The organism is Aeromonas sp. MaB10011B (assembly GCF_017939325.1).
Taxonomy (GTDB): domain Bacteria; phylum Pseudomonadota; class Gammaproteobacteria; order Enterobacterales; family Aeromonadaceae; genus Aeromonas; species Aeromonas caviae.
In genome coordinates, this window is the sequence record NZ_JAGKRK010000030.1 from 24,919 (window position 1) to 41,618 (window position 16,700).

The 16,700-nt window shown below is 64.2% G+C and carries 13 protein-coding genes; 10 read left to right on the forward strand and 3 right to left on the reverse strand.

Annotation, left to right across the window (positions count from 1 at the left end):
- Nucleotides 1–61: 61 nt before the first annotated feature.
- The 5 genes from J9893_RS09705 to J9893_RS09725 all read left to right on the forward strand — a co-directional run bounded on the left by J9893_RS09705 (nucleotide 62) and on the right by J9893_RS09725 (nucleotide 7,906).
- On the forward strand, nucleotides 62–2,026 hold the full coding sequence (locus J9893_RS09705; RefSeq protein ID WP_210600245.1) for a biotin carboxylase N-terminal domain-containing protein: 1,965 nt from the start codon (nucleotides 62–64) through the stop codon (nucleotides 2,024–2,026).
- A complete protein-coding gene (locus J9893_RS09710; RefSeq protein WP_210600246.1) occupies nucleotides 2,023–2,994 on the forward strand; it encodes a hydroxymethylglutaryl-CoA lyase in 972 nt (323 codons plus the stop codon). Before J9893_RS09705 ends, J9893_RS09710 begins: the two co-directional genes overlap by 4 nt.
- A gap of 54 nt (nucleotides 2,995–3,048) precedes the next feature.
- Entirely contained in the window at nucleotides 3,049–3,462 is a 414-nt protein-coding gene (locus J9893_RS09715) for a MerR family DNA-binding transcriptional regulator (protein ID WP_010674587.1), read from the forward strand.
- A gap of 283 nt (nucleotides 3,463–3,745) precedes the next feature.
- Entirely contained in the window at nucleotides 3,746–6,649 is a 2,904-nt protein-coding gene (locus J9893_RS09720) for a DUF748 domain-containing protein (RefSeq protein WP_246875541.1), read from the forward strand.
- Between the two features lie 660 nt (nucleotides 6,650–7,309).
- Entirely contained in the window at nucleotides 7,310–7,906 is a 597-nt protein-coding gene (locus J9893_RS09725) for a GPR1/FUN34/YaaH family transporter (protein ID WP_113977316.1), read from the forward strand.
- Nucleotides 7,907–7,986: 80 nt separating this feature from the next.
- On the opposite strand, the gene J9893_RS09730 is transcribed toward J9893_RS09725, so the two are convergent.
- Together J9893_RS09730 and J9893_RS09735 are read right to left on the reverse strand one after the other, a co-directional pair.
- Nucleotides 7,987–8,796 (reverse strand): M90 family metallopeptidase, encoded by an 810-nt coding sequence (locus tag J9893_RS09730; protein WP_210600248.1) that lies wholly within the window; start codon nucleotides 8,794–8,796, stop codon nucleotides 7,987–7,989.
- A gap of 18 nt (nucleotides 8,797–8,814) precedes the next feature.
- Nucleotides 8,815–9,183, reverse strand: coding sequence for a GNAT family N-acetyltransferase (locus J9893_RS09735; protein WP_246875543.1), 369 nt, complete (start codon nucleotides 9,181–9,183; stop codon nucleotides 8,815–8,817).
- A 375-nt stretch (nucleotides 9,184–9,558) separates the two neighbouring features.
- On the opposite strand from J9893_RS09735, the gene J9893_RS09740 reads away from it, so the two are divergent.
- Complete coding sequence (locus J9893_RS09740) at nucleotides 9,559–11,058, forward strand: alanine/glycine:cation symporter family protein (RefSeq protein WP_043156472.1); 1,500 nt, start codon at nucleotides 9,559–9,561, stop codon at nucleotides 11,056–11,058.
- A gap of 67 nt (nucleotides 11,059–11,125) precedes the next feature.
- Here J9893_RS09740 and J9893_RS09745 read toward each other — a convergent pair whose 3' ends face one another.
- Complete coding sequence (locus tag J9893_RS09745) at nucleotides 11,126–11,932, reverse strand: crotonase/enoyl-CoA hydratase family protein (protein ID WP_109112109.1); 807 nt, start codon at nucleotides 11,930–11,932, stop codon at nucleotides 11,126–11,128.
- Nucleotides 11,933–12,089: 157 nt separating this feature from the next.
- On the opposite strand from J9893_RS09745, the gene J9893_RS09750 reads away from it, so the two are divergent.
- From J9893_RS09750 to J9893_RS09765, 4 genes are all read left to right on the forward strand, one after another.
- Nucleotides 12,090–13,877 (forward strand): putative nucleotidyltransferase substrate binding domain-containing protein, encoded by a 1,788-nt coding sequence (locus tag J9893_RS09750; RefSeq protein WP_043156481.1) that lies wholly within the window; start codon nucleotides 12,090–12,092, stop codon nucleotides 13,875–13,877.
- Nucleotides 13,878–13,879: 2 nt separating this feature from the next.
- Nucleotides 13,880–14,506 (forward strand): 3'-5' exonuclease, encoded by a 627-nt coding sequence (locus J9893_RS09755; protein WP_210600249.1) that lies wholly within the window; start codon nucleotides 13,880–13,882, stop codon nucleotides 14,504–14,506.
- Between the two features lie 107 nt (nucleotides 14,507–14,613).
- The gene (locus J9893_RS09760; protein ID WP_039039049.1) at nucleotides 14,614–14,925 is read left to right on the forward strand and encodes a DUF485 domain-containing protein; all 312 of its coding nucleotides are present in this window, start codon (nucleotides 14,614–14,616) and stop codon (nucleotides 14,923–14,925) included.
- The gene (locus J9893_RS09765) at nucleotides 14,922–16,577 is read left to right on the forward strand and encodes a cation acetate symporter (protein ID WP_210600250.1); all 1,656 of its coding nucleotides are present in this window, start codon (nucleotides 14,922–14,924) and stop codon (nucleotides 16,575–16,577) included. The genes J9893_RS09760 and J9893_RS09765 overlap by 4 nt, the downstream gene beginning before the upstream one ends.
- Nucleotides 16,578–16,700 lie beyond the last annotated feature (123 nt).

The window sequence follows — 16,700 nt, forward strand, 5'->3', positions numbered from 1 at the left end:
ATCACTGGAGTGTGGATCAACACGCTTCGCACATGTGCACCTTGAACAGCAGGGAGGTAGCATGACCAACCACACTCCCATCAAGCGCCTGCTGATCGCCAATCGCGGTGAAATCGCCGTGCGCATCATCAAGACAGCACGACGCCTCGGCATTCACACCATCGCCCTCTACTCGGACGCCGACGCCCGCGCCATGCACGTGCGCGAAGCCGACGAGGCCTGGCATCTGGGGCCGGCCCCCGCCCGGGAGAGCTACCTCGACACCGGCAAGGTGCTCAAGATTGCCAAAGAGGCGAATGCCGACGCCATCCACCCGGGCTACGGTTTCCTATCCGAGAACAGCGACTTTGCCACCGCCTGCGAGCAGCGGGGCCTGCGCTTTGTCGGCCCAAGCGGCGGCGCCATCCTCGCCATGGGGGACAAGTCGGGGGCCAAGGGGCTGATGCAGGCAGCCGGCGTCCCCGTGCTGCCCGGTTATCACGGCGCGGATCAGCACACCGACTTTTTGCGCGATCAGGCGAGCCAGGTGGGCTTCCCGCTCCTTATCAAGGCGGCCAGCGGCGGCGGTGGCAAGGGGATGCGGCGGGTCGATCAGCTGGCCGACTTTGACGCGGCCCTGGCGGCGGTCAAGCGGGAGGCGAGTGCCGCCTTTGGCGACGACCATGTGCTGCTGGAGCGCTATCTCCCCCGCGCCCGCCACGTGGAGGTGCAGGTGTTTGCCGATGCCCTCGGCAACGCCATCTATCTGGGGGACAGGGACTGCTCCTTGCAGCGCCGCCACCAGAAGGTGATCGAGGAGGCCCCCGCCCCCGACATCTCCCCTGCCCTGCGCCGCGCCATGGGCGAGGCGGCCGTGGCGGCGGCCAAGGCCATCCACTATCAGGGGGCTGGCACCATCGAGTTTCTGCTCTGCAAGGAGGAGTTCTTCTTCATGGAGATGAACACCCGGTTGCAGGTGGAGCACCCGGTTACCGAAGCCATCACCGGCCAGGATCTGGTGGCCTGGCAGTTGGCGGTGGCCGAGGGCAAACCGCTGCCCCTCACCCAGGAGCAGGTGGTGCTGCGTGGCCACGCGGTGGAGGCGCGCCTCTACGCCGAGGACGTGGCCGCCGGTTTTCTGCCAGCGAGCGGCCCCATCCACTGGCTCACCTGGCCCAAGGGGGTGCGCATCGACACCGGCGTCGGCGCCGGCGATGAGGTGAGCCCCTATTACGACCCCATGATCGCCAAGCTCGTCGCCCACGCACCGAGCCGCAGCGAAGCCTTTGCCACCCTGGCCGATGCCCTGGCAGCCCTGGCTCTTGGCCCTCTGGTGCACAACGGCCCGCTCCTGCAACGCCTGTGCGAAGTGCCAGAGGTGCTGGCGATGCGCCACCACACCCAGTGGCCCATTCCCACCGACACCCTGCCTGTTCCGGCGATCGCCTGGCCCCTCGCCACCCTCTGGCTCGCCACTTGCGAGCGCGATGCCTCCCCCTGGCAGCAGGCCGCAGGCTTTCGGCTGGGCCCCACCCGCCGCTTTTGCGCCACGGTGCGCATCGGCGAGGAGACCCGCACTCTCACCCTCACCGAGCGAGGAGGCGCCCTGCTCTGGCAGAGCGAGCAGATCCCGTTCGAACTCGGGTCAGATCAGATCCGCCTGTGCCAAGGTGGACATTGGCAACGCTATCCGGTGCAGCCCCTCGGCGAGGGCGCCTATTTGCTGCACCTGGCGGGCAGACGCATCCGCTTCTCGCTCGATGATCAGCATCATCAGCTCCACCATGATCACGACACGAGCCATGTCCCGGGCATCCTGGCCCCCATGCACGGCATCGTGGTGGCGCTGCAGGTCGAGGCCGGCCAGCCGGTCAGCAAGGGGCAACCCCTGCTGGTGCTGGAGGCGATGAAGATGGAGCACGTCCTCAAGGCTGACCGGGACGGGGTGATTGAGGCCCTGCAGTGCCGCCAGGGGGAACAGGTGAGCCAGGGCGCCGTGCTGGTGCGCTTTGCCGAGGACCATACCGCGCAGGAGGAGCGCTCATGAGCCACACGCACGAGAACCGGGACGACAAGGTCAGCCTGGTGGAGATGGGGCCGCGGGACGGCCTGCAAAATGAGACCGCCACCCTCTCCCTGGCGCAGCGGCTGGCGCTCATCGCCCGCCTGGCCGAGAGCGGGTTACAGCGCATCGAGGTGGGGGCCTTCGTGTCGCCCAAAAAGGTGCCGCAGATGGCGGATTCCGCCGCACTCTTTAACGCCCTGCCGCGCAGGGGGCCGACCCGCTATGGCGCCCTGGTGCCCAATCTGCAGGGTCTGCAGGCCGCCATCGCCGCACGCGCCGACGAGATAGGCCTCTTCACCGCCTGCTCGGACGGCTTCACCCGGGCCAACATCGGCATCAGCGTGGAGGAGTCCCTGGTGCGCTTTGCCCCCCTGGTGCAGGAGGCGCGCAGCCTCGGCATCAAGGTGCGCGGCTACCTCTCCACCGTCATCGCCTGCCCGTTCGACGGCCCGACCCGCCCGAAACGGGTCGCCGCCCTGGCCGAGCGGCTGCTGGATCTGGGCTGCCACGAGATATCCCTCGGCGACACCATCGGCGTCGGCACCCCGGGCACCGTGGCTCCCATGCTGGATGCGGTGCTGCACGAGATCCCGGCGGGCCGGCTTGCGGTTCATTTTCACGACACCTACGGCCAGGGGCTGGCCAACCTGCTGCCGGCGCTCGAGCGCGGCATCCGCACCATCGACTGCTCGGTGGCCGGGCTCGGCGGCTGCCCCTATGCCCCCGGCGCCTCCGGCAATGTGGCGTCGGAAGAGGTGGTCTATCTGCTGCACGGCCTTGGCATGAACACCGGCGTCGATCTCGACCAGCTGGCCGCCACCGGCCAGTGGGTGAGCGAGCTGCTGGGGCGCCCCAACGGCTCCCGGGTCGGCCAGGCCCTGCACGGGAGGGGACGGCGCCTAGCACAAGAGCGCGAGCAGCGCACCCCGGGAGGCCATCATGCATCATGACCCCGGCCCTTGCCGCGGGGCCAGGACCCCGCCAGCTCATCAGGAGGGCGCACCATGAGAGCCAGACACGCCAGTGGCAAGGAGAGGACCTACAGCATCTCGGAGCTGGCCCAGGAGTTCGACATCACCCCACGCACCATCCGCTATTACGAGGACGAGGGGCTCATCACCCCGACCCGGGAGGGGCAGACCCGCATCTACAGCCACAAGGACAGGATCCGCCTGAAATTGACCCTGCGCGGCAAACGCCTCGGGTTCAGCCTGGCGGAGATCCGCGAGCTGTTCGACATGTACGACACCGACCGCTCCAGCCGGATGCAGCTTCACTCCATGATCCAGCTCATCGAGGCCAGACGCCACTCCCTGCGCCAGCAGCTGGAGGACATCCAGATGGTGATGGCCGAGCTCGATGCCGCCGAGCAGCGCTGCATCCACTCCCTCGGCGGCTTGAAAACCGACGGGGATTGACAGACTCTGGGGGTATCTCGCCCCCGGTATCCCGGTTTTCCAGTGGATATCCGCAGTGGCAGGCCCTGACCCGGCAACCCCCTTGTTCCCCACATCGCCCGTCGCGACATGCCGGACAGAGTGGGCGGTTTGGGCAAGCGGCGAGGTGGGGCAAACGGGGGAAATCCGGCCTTGGTCGCACAATAATTCCCCAGCCCGGTCAGAGTGCGGCGCACCTCATGAGTCCTTCCCATGAACCGGGCACGATTAATTGCTACCATATGCGCATCAAATGGAGACCATCATGCTCAAGCCTCTGCCCGCTCGTCTGCTGCGCTATGCCCTCTATCTTCTCGCGCTCCTGCTCATCGGCATCACCATCCTGCTCTGGCAGGCGCCGACCCTCATCCAGCGCCATCTCCCCGGCTGGCTTGCCACCCATTACGGTCTGCACCTCTCCCTTGGCAAGATAGAGGTGGGGATCCGCTCCCCCTCCCTCGTGCTGGGTCCCAGCACCCTGCTCGATGACCAGCAGCAAGCACTGGTGTCATTTGAAGAGCTGAAGCTCATTCCCGCCTTGAAAGCGAGCTGGCAGCAGCGCGCCCTGGTACTGGAAGAGGCCACCCTGACCGCCCCCAGGGCAGATCTGGTGCGCCTCGAGGATCTCAAGGGGGAGGGACGCTTCAACCTGACCGATGCACTGGCCTCCCTGCTCTCCCCTGCACCGGAGCAAACACCGCCAGCCGCCACCGAGCCCGTGCTGGTGACCATCGGCAAGCTGTCCGTCGAGCAGGGCCGGCTCAGCTACCGGGACAGCCGCAAGCAGAGCAGCCCGGGGTGGGTCCCGCCCCTCACCCTGGACAAGCTCGCCCTGCACCTGCCCGGCTTTTCCACCGCAGAGGGGGTGCTCAACCCCTATCGCCTGAGCGCCACCGTCAACGAGAAGAGCCCCCTCAAGGCCGAAGGGGAGTTCGACATGATGAGCGGCGCCGGCAAGGGCAAGATCAGCCTCGGCAAACTGGCCCTCGCCCCTTTCGCCCCGCTCTGGGCCCCCTATCTCGACGTCAAGCTGGCCAAAGGCGAGGCCAGTGCCGAAATCTCCTACCAGATTGCCGAGGGCAAGCAGGGGCTAGGCTGGCAACTCTCCAAGGGCAAGCTGACCCTCAATGACTGGCAGCTTCAGCGCCGCAAGGGCGGCGAATTTGCCCGCTTCAAGCAGCTGGCGCTGACCGGCATCACGCTCGACGGCAGCAAGCAGGCGCTGCAGATCGACCGGGTGACGCTCAAGGCCCCGGCCGTCAGTGCCATGCTCGATGCCAACCAGCAGCTGGATCTGGCGACCCTGCTGATCCTGCAGCCGCCGGTCAAAACCAGTAAAGCCGCCAAACCGGCCGCCCCGGCCAAACCCTGGCGCTGGAGCCTCAAGCAGACCCGCATCGAACAGGGCCAGCTCAAGCTGACCGAATCGAGCAGCGGCAAGCCGCTGCTGCGCGAGCTCTCCGCCCTGACGCTGGCTCTGGGGCCGCTGGGCAGTCAGAGCGGACAGAGCAGCCCGCTCACCTTGAGCGGGGCGCTCAACAACCAGGCAAAACTGGACTTTGACGGCGACCTCGCCCTCGCCCCCTTCAGCCTCAACGGCGAGATCAAACAACAGGGTCTGCCGCTCAGCTGGGCCCAGCCCTACCTGCAAGATCTGCTGCGCATCAGTGTGCGCGACGGCCAGCTTGCCAGCCGCACCAAGCTGGCGCTGGCCACCGATGCCAAGGGGGCATTGAGCAAGCTGGAGCTGAGCGGCGGGCTCGATATCGATCGACTCAACGTGCTGGATCGGGCCGACAACCAGCGCCTGCTGCAAATTGAGCAACTGCAACTGAGCGGCCTACACTACGACGGCATCAGCCAGCAGGTGAAGATCGACGACATCCTGCTGCGCAAACCCTTCGCCCGCATCGAGATCAACGAGGACAGGGTCACCAACGTGCAGCAACTGCTGCTGCCGCAACCGGCCACGGGCAAGCCCGCCAGCAGCGGCCCGGCCCCCCGCGTCAGCATCGCCCAGGTGCGCACCGAGCAGGGCAACCTGCGCTTTGCCGATCGCAGCCTGAGCCCGGAATTCGTGGTGGACATCGCCTCCCTCAGTGGCCAGAGCCGCCACATCAGCAACATCCCGGGCCAGCGCTCCGAGCTGGCCTTCAACGGCAAGGTGGACCGCTACGCCCCGGTGACCATTCGCGGCGGCACCAACCTGCTGATCGAGCAGCCGGTGCTGGACGTGGCCGTCACCTTCAACAACCTGGAGCTCACCACTTTCACCCCCTACTCCAGCACCTACGCCGGTTATGCCATCGACAAGGGCCAGCTCTCCATGAAGCTCAACTACCAGTTACACGGCAACCGGCTGGAGGGGGACAACGACATCACCATCAAGAAGCTGCAACTGGGGGAAAAGGTCAAGAGCGAGCAGGCCAAGGATCTGCCGCTGGGGCTGGCGGTTGCTCTGCTGAGCGATGCCAACGGCGTCATCCAGATGAACCTGAAAGTGAAGGGCAATCTGGATCAGCCTGACTTCAGCCTCGGCAACATCTTCTGGGACGTGCTCGGCAACACCCTGCGCAAGGCGGTCACCTCCCCCTTCTCGCTGCTCGCCTCCCTAGCGGGCGGCAGCGAGGATCTGGACGAGCTGCCCTTCCTGCCTGGTGAGCCGGATCTCACTCCCACTCAGCAGGAGAAGCTGACCAAGCTGGCACAGGCCCTCAAGGACAGACCCAAGCTCAGCATGAACATTCGCGGCAAGGTCAACTTCAATGAGGAGCGCCCCATCTTACAGCGCCAGAAGCTCGAGCGGGTGCTGGCCAAGATCACCGGCAATCCGGTGGATCTCGATCTGCTGGAGCAGGACCCCGCCATGCAATCGGCACTGGCAGAGGCCTATGAGGCCCGTTTCAACGAAGATCTCGGGGATCTGGCCGATCGGCTGAAGCTCGATGAAGCGAGTCCGGCCCTGCGCGCCCAGGCGGTTATCCTGCTGCGGGATCAGCAGCTCATCACCGCCAAGTCCCTGCGCAATCTGGCCATGCGCCGCGCCCAGAACACCAAGGAGTTTCTGGTAGACCGCCAGGGGATCGCGCCGGAGCGGCTGTTTGTGCTGGACAGCCAGGTCAAGGAGGCCGACAAGGAGGCCAAGGTGGTACTGACCCTGGACGATTGAGCCGGTGACATCAGCAGGATGAGGGGGATGCCATTCCCCCTCTTCTTTGGGATTGAGCCCTTCTTTCGAGGGCTGTTGCCAAGCACATGCCCGCGTTCCTTCTTTCCCCCTTCATCCGGCCAGCCCTCTCGGCTATCCAGCAACAATCTGCGTCACTGAATAAGGCCAACTGCAGAACCCAAGCTCGCGTTCAACACTTTATCACCCCCATCCTGACCCTTTGTTTCAGATATCCACCTCGTCAGCTCGCTAGCCCGGCGCAATGCCCCTTGCTCAACCATGCCGAAGCCGCGGACAGACAGTCAGGCTGCTTGCATTGAACCGGTTATTGATACCTCTTGTCTGATGGCATATGGGCGTATTTTTTGGCCTCAGGGGTGCTCAGGTTTGGCGATGAAAATACGGTAGACAGCGCGGCTCAGCCCATCGCCTCGAGCTGTATGAAACTTTCAGAAACGTTCTGCTCAATACAATTTATCAACCTTGTCCGCACCATTCATTTACCTGCCATCTACCTGGATCGCACGAATGGTTAGCCGGGTAAAAAATTCCGTTATTTTTTTACTGTTTCGTCCCTTCCGCCTCTTGCCCGGGGCCAAGAGCCTGCCTAAAATCGCGCGTCTTTTATCAACCCCCACCTCTATTTTTGGAGAACGCCACGTGAGCGAAAAATTGGCCAACCCTGCCCCTCTGGGTCTGATGGGTTTCGGTATGACCACCATTCTGCTGAACATCCATAACGCAGGTTTCTTCCCCATCAGCGCCATGATCCTGGCCATGGGTCTGTGCTATGGCGGTCTGGCCCAGATCATCGCCGGCATCATGGAGTACAAGCGTGGCAACACCTTCGGTGTCACCGCCTTTATCTCCTACGGTACCTTCTGGTGGAGCCTGGTGTTCCTGCTGATGATGCCGGGCATGGGTCTGGCCGAGGCCACTCCCCACGCCTACATGGGCTGGTACCTGCTGATGTGGGGCATGTTCACCCTGTTCATGCTGATCGGGACCGTCAACTTCCCGCGCGTGAAGCAGTTCGTGTTCGCCTCCCTGACCGTACTGTTCTTCCTGCTGGCCGCCCGTGACTTCACCGGCAGCACCCTGATCGGCACCATCGCCGGTTTCGAAGGCATCATCTGCGGCGCCAGCGCCATCTACCTGGCCATGGCCACCGTGATCAACGAGCAGTTCGGCCGCACCGTGCTGCCCATCGGCGAGCAGAAGAAAGCCGCTCCCGTCGAGCTCAAAGCCGCTGCCTAAGCACCCGGCGACATCGCTGTCACGAAAAAGGCACCCTCAGGGGTGCCTTTTGTGTTTCTGCCGCCCGGACACAGTGCCGGTCAGCCCTGCTCCCCGGGATCCCCAGCAAGCAATCGGGTGGCCGGGTAGCGGGCGGCGGGATCCTGGCCGTAGAAGCGGGCGAACTGGTCATAGACCGCGGGGTAGACGGCGCGCAGACGCAACGGATCGGTGAAGAAGCTCTCGCTGCACACCGCGAAGAATTCGGCGGGGTGCGAGGCGGCGTAGGGGTCTATCTCGGTCACCTCCTCTCTGGTCAACTGATCGTTCATCTCGTCAAACGCACCTTGCAGCGCCCGGGTCCATTGCTGGGGATCCATGCCCCGCGGCAGGGGCGGTGCACCGTCCGCATCCCCTCCCAGCATGTCGAGCTTGTGGGCAAGCTCATGGATCACCAGGTTGAATCCGTCCCAGTCCCCGTCCTGCTGCAATTCGCTCCAGGCCAGCACCAGTGGCCCCTGGGGCCAGGATTCACCGGCGTTCTCCTCTTCAAATTCGCTCACCAGCCCGAACTCGTCCTGCACCTCCTGACGACGGGTCACGGGCTCGGGGATGATGATCACCTCGTGGAAACCTCGATACCAATCGAACCCCAGGTGCAGGATGGGCAGCACTGCCTGCAGGGCCAGCACCCCCTGCTGGCGGGGCGTCAGTTCCACCCCGATCTGGGTGAGGGTCTTGCGCGAGAGAAAATGACGCGCCAGCTCCATCAGCTTCTGCGCCTCTTCTTCTTCAAGCCCCTGCAAGATGGGCACCGCCGCCAGCGCCTCGCGCCACTCCTGCTCTTCTGGGAGACGGGGCTCCCGGGGAGATGCACCACCCAATACCTCTTTCAACTTGGACCAGAACACACGGACTCCTCTTGCCAATCAGACAGCTTTCACAAAACGTTTCGGACGCTCGCAATACCCTTGCGCCAGATAAAATCGGTGCGCCCCTTCGCGCTTGAGGCTGCTGGAGAGCTCCAGCTGGTCGCACCCCAGGGCTGCCGCCCGCTGCTCTGCCGCCGCCAGCAGCAGGGCCCCGATGCCCCCGCCCCTTGCACCCTCATCGACAACCAGCGCCGAGATCAGGCCCCAGGCTGGTGCAAGGTGCATGGGTTGCAAGTGGTGCCACACCAGCACCCCCACCGGGATCCCCTCGCACAGGGCCACCAGTACCTCCCGCGCCGGATCGGGCTGGGCCAGCCTGGCGCTGACCGCCCCGTCAGGGTTGGGGTAGCCCAGCTGGGCAAACAACCCCGTCAATCCGGCCCCATCTTCCTCCCCGGCGAGGCGAATGATGTATCTGTTTTCCCTTGTTGCCACTCCTGGCCTCCTATTTGCATTACCCCAATCAGCCCTCTGGGCATGGCAAAGCGGCAGATGATGGGTATGTACCGAATCTTGTCCAGTTCCATTCACCATTTGTTAATGTCAATTCACAAATTAACAAAGTCACAACACTTTTCACTAGGAAGGCCCTGAACAAACCGATATGTTAAATCCCGCGGACTAACCAGTCGAAAGTCCCGCACAATCCTGAGTGACCCCCTTGGTCACCGCATATTTCAATGTTAAGGGAGCGAGGCATATAGACCTCGCCAAGACAGCGCAACAAAGGAGTTGTTGTACATGAATGAGATCGTCAATGCCATCAATGGCGTGATTTGGAGCCCTGCGCTCATCTATCTGTGTCTGGGGGTGGGCCTCTACTTCTCCCTGCGCAGCCGTTTCCTGCAACTGCGTCACTTGAAAGGCATGATACGCCTGATGTTTCAGGGCAAGGGCAACGATGCCGGTGTCTCCTCCTTCCAGGCACTCTCCATGACCCTGGCCGGTCGCGTCGGTACCGGCAACATCGCCGGTGTGGCCACTGCCATCACCTTCGGCGGCCCGGGCGCCCTGTTCTGGATGTGGATGGTCGCCTTCCTCGGCGCCAGCTCCGCCTTCGTGGAGTCCACCCTGGGCCAGGTCTACAAGGAGAAGATCAACGGTGAATATCGCGGCGGTCCGGCCTTCTACATCGAGAAGGGCCTGGGCATGAAGTGGTATGCCTGGACCTTCGCCATCGCCACCATCTTCGCCTGCGGCGTGCTGCTGCCGGGCGTACAAGCCAACTCCATCGGCTCCAGCCTGCAGACCGCCTTTGACATCGATCCCAACGTCACCGCCGCCGGTCTGGCGCTGCTGCTCGGTTTCATCATCTTCGGCGGCGTCAAGCGCATCGCCAATTTCGCCAGTACCGTGGTGCCCTTCATGGCGCTGGGTTACATCATCGTCGCCTGCGTCATCATCGCCCTGAACATCGGCCAACTGCCGGGCGTGATCCTGCTCATCTGGAAGAGTGCCTTCGGGATGGAAGCCGGCTTCGGCGCCATTCTGGGTCTGGCCATCATGTGGGGTGTCAAGCGCGGGGTCTACTCCAACGAAGCCGCCCAGGGGACTGGCCCCCACGCCTCCTCCGCCGCGGCGGTGAGCCACCCGGCCAAGCAGGGCCTGGTGCAGGCGTTCTCCGTCTACATCGACACCCTGTTCGTCTGCTCCGCCACCGGCTTCATGCTGCTCATCACCGGCCTGTACAACGTGCAGGGCCCGGACGGTGCCGCCCTCTACACCGGCATCGCCGGCATCGCGGCAGGCCCCGGCTATGTGCAGACCGCCATGGAAAGCATGATGCCAGGCTTTGGCAACTACTTCGTCGCCATCGCCCTGTTCTTCTTCGCCTTCACCACCATCGTGGCCTACTACTACATCGCCGAAACCAACATCGCTTTTGTCAACCGCAAGATTAACCGCCCCTGGCTCACCTTCCTGCTGAAGATTGCGCTGATGGCTGCCACCGTCTACGGCACCGTCAAGACCGCCGATCTGGCCTGGGGCCTGGGTGACATCGGGGTCGGCCTGATGGCCTGGCTCAACATCGGTGCCATCCTGATGCTGCAAAAGCCGGCTTTCGCCTGCCTCAAGGACTACGAGGCACAGCTGGCCAAGGGTCTGGATCCCGTGTTCCACCCGGAAAAGCTCGGCATCAAGAACGCGGACTACTGGATTGAAAACCGCGCCGAAGTAAACCTGATGCGCGAGCAAACCGGCCACCCCTTCGAGGCGGACCCGGATACCGTTGCCAAGTAATCAGACGGCACAATGCAAAATGGCAGCCTAGGCTGCCATTTTCATTTGTGTTGGATGGATGAGGGGTTCAAAGCGCGTTGCGGCGCGGTCCGAATGGCAGGCGCCAGCGAAACAGGCTGTTGAGGGTCGCCCGCCACTGGTTGGGGCGCCCCAGGATCTGCCTCTGCAACCGGGTCTCTTCCTTGAGCATGGCCTCGTCACTGCGAGCCCAGGCCTGGGTGTAGAGCTGCTTGATCCCCGCCAGCGCATCCGGCGACTTGGTGATCAGGGTCCGGGCAAAGGCCCGCGCCTCTTCCAGAGGATCCGCGCACACCCGGCTCACCAGGCCGAGGGACTTGGCTTCGCTGGCTTCCAGCTCGCTCCCGCTCATGGCAAGCTCCATGGCGGTATCCATCCCCATCAGGTTGCGCAGGGTGACGCTGCCGCTCATGTCGGGGATGATGCCCCACTTGATCTCCATCACCGAGAAGCGGCAATCCGGGGTGCTGAAGCGAAAATCGGCGCCGAGCGCTATCTGCAGGCCGCCGCCAAAACAGACCCCCTGGGTCACCGCAATCACGGGCACCGGCAGTTGATGCCAGCCATAGGCCACCCGCTGGGCCAGGTTGGTCGCCTCGTCCGCCTCGCGCTTGAGGATCTCCAGCGCCGCCACCGGCTGCCTCAGCATGGATTTCACATCCAGCCCGGCGCAGAACGCCCGCCCCTCCCCGTGCAGGATCACGGCCCGCAGCCCTTTTTGCCGGGATAGCGCGTTCAGCGTCTCGTCGATGGCGTCGAACATGGCCCGATCCAGTGCGTTGAGCTTGTCCCCCCGGCAGAGCATCACCTCGGCGATCCCCTCCTGAAACACCCATTTGACCCTTGGCTTTTCCATCTCCGTCTTCGTCCTTTGATTCAACTGGTCATACCACAACGTTACCAGAGTGTTATGGGCAGGTACAGGGAGGCCGCCCCAGGCCTGCGACTAAAGTCGGCTGGCCCGGTGGTGGAGCCTTTGTCAGACTGGCCCCATGGTCACGGTGGAGCCTCTCATGTCACTTCTGTTCAATTTTGCCCGTCCACCGTTCGACGGCCTGGACGAGGAGGCACGCCAGCGGCTCGGTCAGCACCTCAGCATCTGCTACTTTCGCGCGGGCCAGACGGTGCAGCACGCCGGGGAGGAGCCCGCCGGGCTCTACCTCATCATCAAGGGGGCCGTGGAAGAGTCTGCCCCCCATCAATCCTTTGGCGACTATGGCGAGGGGGACATGTTCGACGTCCGTGCCCAGTTTGACGGGCACTGCCGCCACCGTTTCGCCGCCCTGGAAGATACCCTCTGCCAGCTCATTCCCCGCCCCGTCTTTCTGGCCCTGTGCGACGAGCACCCCCATATCGCCCGCTACTTCACCGCCACCCTGGCGGAGCGCCAGCGGGAGCAGGAGCGCCGCGGCCAGCTCGGACAGCAGAACCTGGCAGAGTTCATCCTGACCCGCATCGCTCCCGACCATCTGCAGGCGCCGCTGATCGTGGAAAGCAGCCTCTCGCTCCTGGCCGCCACCGAGGCCATGGTGGCCAGGGGCACCGACTGCCTGCTCTATCCCGGAGCAGACGGCAGCCTGAGCCTGGCCACCCGCAAGACCCTGCTCCACGCCCTCACCCTCAAGGGATTGTCGCTCAGTGCGCCGCTGGCGGTGCTGACCCCCACCCCGCTGACGGGTCTGCCACTGGGGAGCTATCTGTTCGATGCCCTGCTGCTGATGACCCGCCACCGCATCAAGCGCCTGGTCATCTGGCAGGGGCAGGAGGTGGCAGGCATCCTGCATTTGACCCAGGTGCTCGGGCTCTTCTCCACCCACTCCCATGTGTTGACCCTGCGCATCGCCCGCGCCGACTCCCCGGCCGCCCTCGAGGCGGTCGCCCGGGAGCAGCAGCAGCTCATTCGCTCCCTGTTTGCCCAGGGGATCCACACCCTGTTCCTGATGAAGCTCATCGCCACCATCAACGAGCAGTTGATCGCCAAGGCCTTTTCCCTGGTGATCCCTGCGGCGCAGCAAGAGCAGGTGTGCCTGCTGATGCTGGGGTCGGAGGGGCGTGGCGAGCAGATCCAGAAAACCGATCAGGACAATGCCCTGATCCTGCCGGATGGCCTGCCGTGGCCCACCCAGTCGGCGGATCTGGCCGCCTTCAGCGCCCTGCTGGCGCGCCTGGGTTATCCCCCTTGCCCGGGCAGGGTGATGGTCAACAACCCGGCCTGGGTGAAGCCGCTTGGCGGCTGGCTGCAAGGGATAGAGCAGGCCTGTGTGCGCGCCAGCGAAGCGGATCTGCTCTGGCTCGCCACCCTGGCCGATGCCCAGGCCATCACGGGAGATCGCGCCCGGCTCGCCCCCGTCGCCCGCCACCTGCGGGCCTGCCTCGCCGACCGGCCGGATCTGCTGGCGGAGATGGCAAGGGCCGCCGTCGCCTTTCACGCCCCCCTCACCCTCTTTGGCAGACTGGAGCAAGCCCCGGAGGGGCTGGATCTCAAGCGGGGCGGCCTCTTCCCCCTTGTCCACGGCGTCCGGGTGCTCTCCCTGGAGGCGGGGATCCTGGAGACCTCGACCACAGGACGCATCGAGGCCCTGGTGGGCCAGGGACGCCTCAGCCGGGACTATGGCACCAATCTGGCGGAGGCCTTCCGGCTGTTCATGCGGCTTCGGCTGCGCAGCCAGTTGCAGGAGGGAGACGGACGGGTGCGGGTGGCAGACCTCGGCCCCGCAGAGCGGGATCTGCTGCGCCATGCCCTGCACCAGGTGAAGAAGTTCCAGCAATGGCTCACCTTGCACTTTCGTCTTAGGCAATAGCGATGTGGATGCACTGGCGCCGCCGCTGGCTTGGCAGGACGTTTCGGGAGGGGGAGTTTGCCCCGCTCTTTGCCGCCCCCCCGGCCGACGAATGGGTGGCCCTCGACTTCGAGACCACCAGCCTGGATCCCGACCGGGCCGAGATCGTCGCCATCGGGGCGGTGCGCATTCGGGGCAACCGGCTGCTGACAGGTGAAGCGCTCTCCCTGCGGGTGTTGCCACCCGACAACCTCACCGCCGAGTCGGTGGTGATCCACGGCCTGCGCCATCAGGATCTGCAACAGGGAATGGCACTGGAGCCCGCGCTGCGCGCGCTGCTGGAGTTCATCGGCCCCCGTGAGCTGGTGGGGTATCACATAGCCTATGACCTGCGCATTCTCAACCTCGCCTGCCAACGGCTGTGGCGGCTCACCCTGCCCCAGCGCGGCATCGAGGTGAGCCGCCTCTATCACGATCACCTCTATCGCCGCTATCCCGATGCCGCCATCGATCTGCACCTGGCCGCGATCTGTCGCCATCTGGCGCTGCCAGCCCTGCCCCCCCACGACGCCCTGAGCGATGCCGTCACCGCCGCCCTTGTCTTTGTACGCCTGCATCAGGGCGGCCCGCTGGCTTATCCCAAAGTCTAATTGTCCACTAATAACATTTGATTCACATTTTGATTACATGGACAGCCGTGCTGTCCGGTAGGGAACCCCTCATCCACCGCTGACACTCAACGTCATGGAGAACTGCAATGGAACAGCAACCGTATCTTCGGATCCAGCAAGATCCCAACTTCCAGGCACTGGTCGCCAAACGCCAGCGTTTTGCCTGGACCCTCTCCATCCTGATGCTGGGGCTCTACCTGGCGTTCATCCTGCTCATCGCCTTTGCACCGGGCTGGCTTGGCACCCCCTTGAGCGAAGGCTCCAGCATCACCCGTGGTATCCCGGTCGGGATTGGTCTCATCGTATCGGCCTTCGTGCTGACCGGTATCTACGTATTTCGTGCCAACGGCGAGTTCGACGAGCTGAACCAGAAGATCCTCAAGGGAGCGCAATCATGAAAGGCAAGTTTCTGCTGCCGCTGGCAGGTCTGATCTCCACCCCCTTGCTGGCGGCCGACGCCATCAGCGGCGAGGTGCAACGCCAACCCCTCAATATCTCGGCCATCGTGATGTTCGTGGTCTTCGTGGCCGCCACCCTGTTCATCACCTACTGGGCCTCCAAGCGCAACCGTTCGGCTTCCGACTACTATGCCGCCGGCGGGCGCATCACCGGCTTCCAGAACGGTCTGGCCATCGCCGGTGACTACATGTCCGCCGCCTCCTTCCTCGGCATCTCCGCCCTGGTCTATACCTCGGGCTACGACGGTCTCATCTACTCCATCGGCTTCCTGGTGGGCTGGCCCATCATCCTGTTCCTGATCGCGGAGCGGCTGCGCAACCTCGGCAAGTACACCTTTGCCGACGTGGCCTCCTACCGCCTCAAGCAGACCTCGGTGCGCAGCCTCTCCGCCAGCGGCTCCCTGGTGGTGGTCGCCCTCTACCTCATCGCCCAGATGGTCGGTGCCGGCAAGCTCATCGAGCTGCTGTTCGGCCTCCAATACCACGTGGCCGTGGTGCTGGTCGGCATCCTGATGGTGCTCTACGTGCTGTTCGGCGGCATGCTGGCCACCACCTGGGTACAGATCATCAAGGCGATGATGCTGCTCTCCGGTGCCTCCTTCATGGCCATCATGGTGATGAAGTCCGTCAACTTCGACGTCGGTACCCTGTTCAGCGAAGCGGTCAAGGTGCATGCCAATGGTGCGGCCATCATGAGCCCGGGCGGCCTGGTCGCCGACCCCATCTCCGCCATCTCCCTTGGGCTGGCCCTGATGTTCGGTACCGCAGGTCTGCCCCACATCCTGATGCGCTTCTTTACCGTGAGCGATGCCAAGGAAGCCCGTAAATCGGTGTTCTATGCCACCGGCTTCATCGGGTACTTCTACATCCTCACCTTCATCATCGGCTTTGGCGCCATCCTGCTGGTCAGCACCAACCCGGACTTCAAGGACGCCACCGGCGCCCTGCTGGGGGGCACCAACATGGCGGCGGTCCATCTGGCCGATGCGGTGGGCGGCAGCCTGTTCCTGGGCTTCATCTCCGCCGTGGCGTTTGCCACCATACTGGCGGTCGTGGCCGGGCTGACCCTGGCGGGGGCCTCCGCGGTCTCTCACGACCTCTATGCCTGCGTCATCAAGGAAGGCAAGGCCAACGAGGCCGACGAGCTGCGCGTCTCCAAGATGACCACCCTGGTACTGGGTGTGGTCGCCATCGGCCTTGGCATCCTGTTCGAGAAGCAGAACATCGCCTTCATGGTGGGCCTGGCGTTCTCCATCGCGGCGAGCTGCAACTTCCCGGTGCTCTTCCTCTCCATGTTCTGGTCGCGCCTGACCACCCGTGGCGCCGTCTATGGCGGCTGGCTCGGTCTCATCAGCGCCGTGACCCTGATGATCCTGGGCCCCACCGTCTGGGTGAAGGTGCTGGGTCATGCCCAGGCCATCTTCCCCTACGAATACCCGGCGCTCTTCTCCATGGGGCTGGCTTTCATCGGGATCTGGTTCTTCTCGGTCACCGACAAGTCCCAGGCAGCCTCCGACGAGCATGCGAAGTTCTTCCCGCAGTTCGTCAGATCCCAGACCGGGCTCGGTGCCTCCGGCGCCTCCGCCCACTAAGTGGCATCCCACGCATCCAAGCCGGCCCAGTGCCGGCTTTTTTCATGACCGCCCCTCGCCTCCCCTCTGCAAGAGAAGCCGGAGCCCGTTGCCGGCCTGGTCGTGAAACCTTCCCCCCCCCCC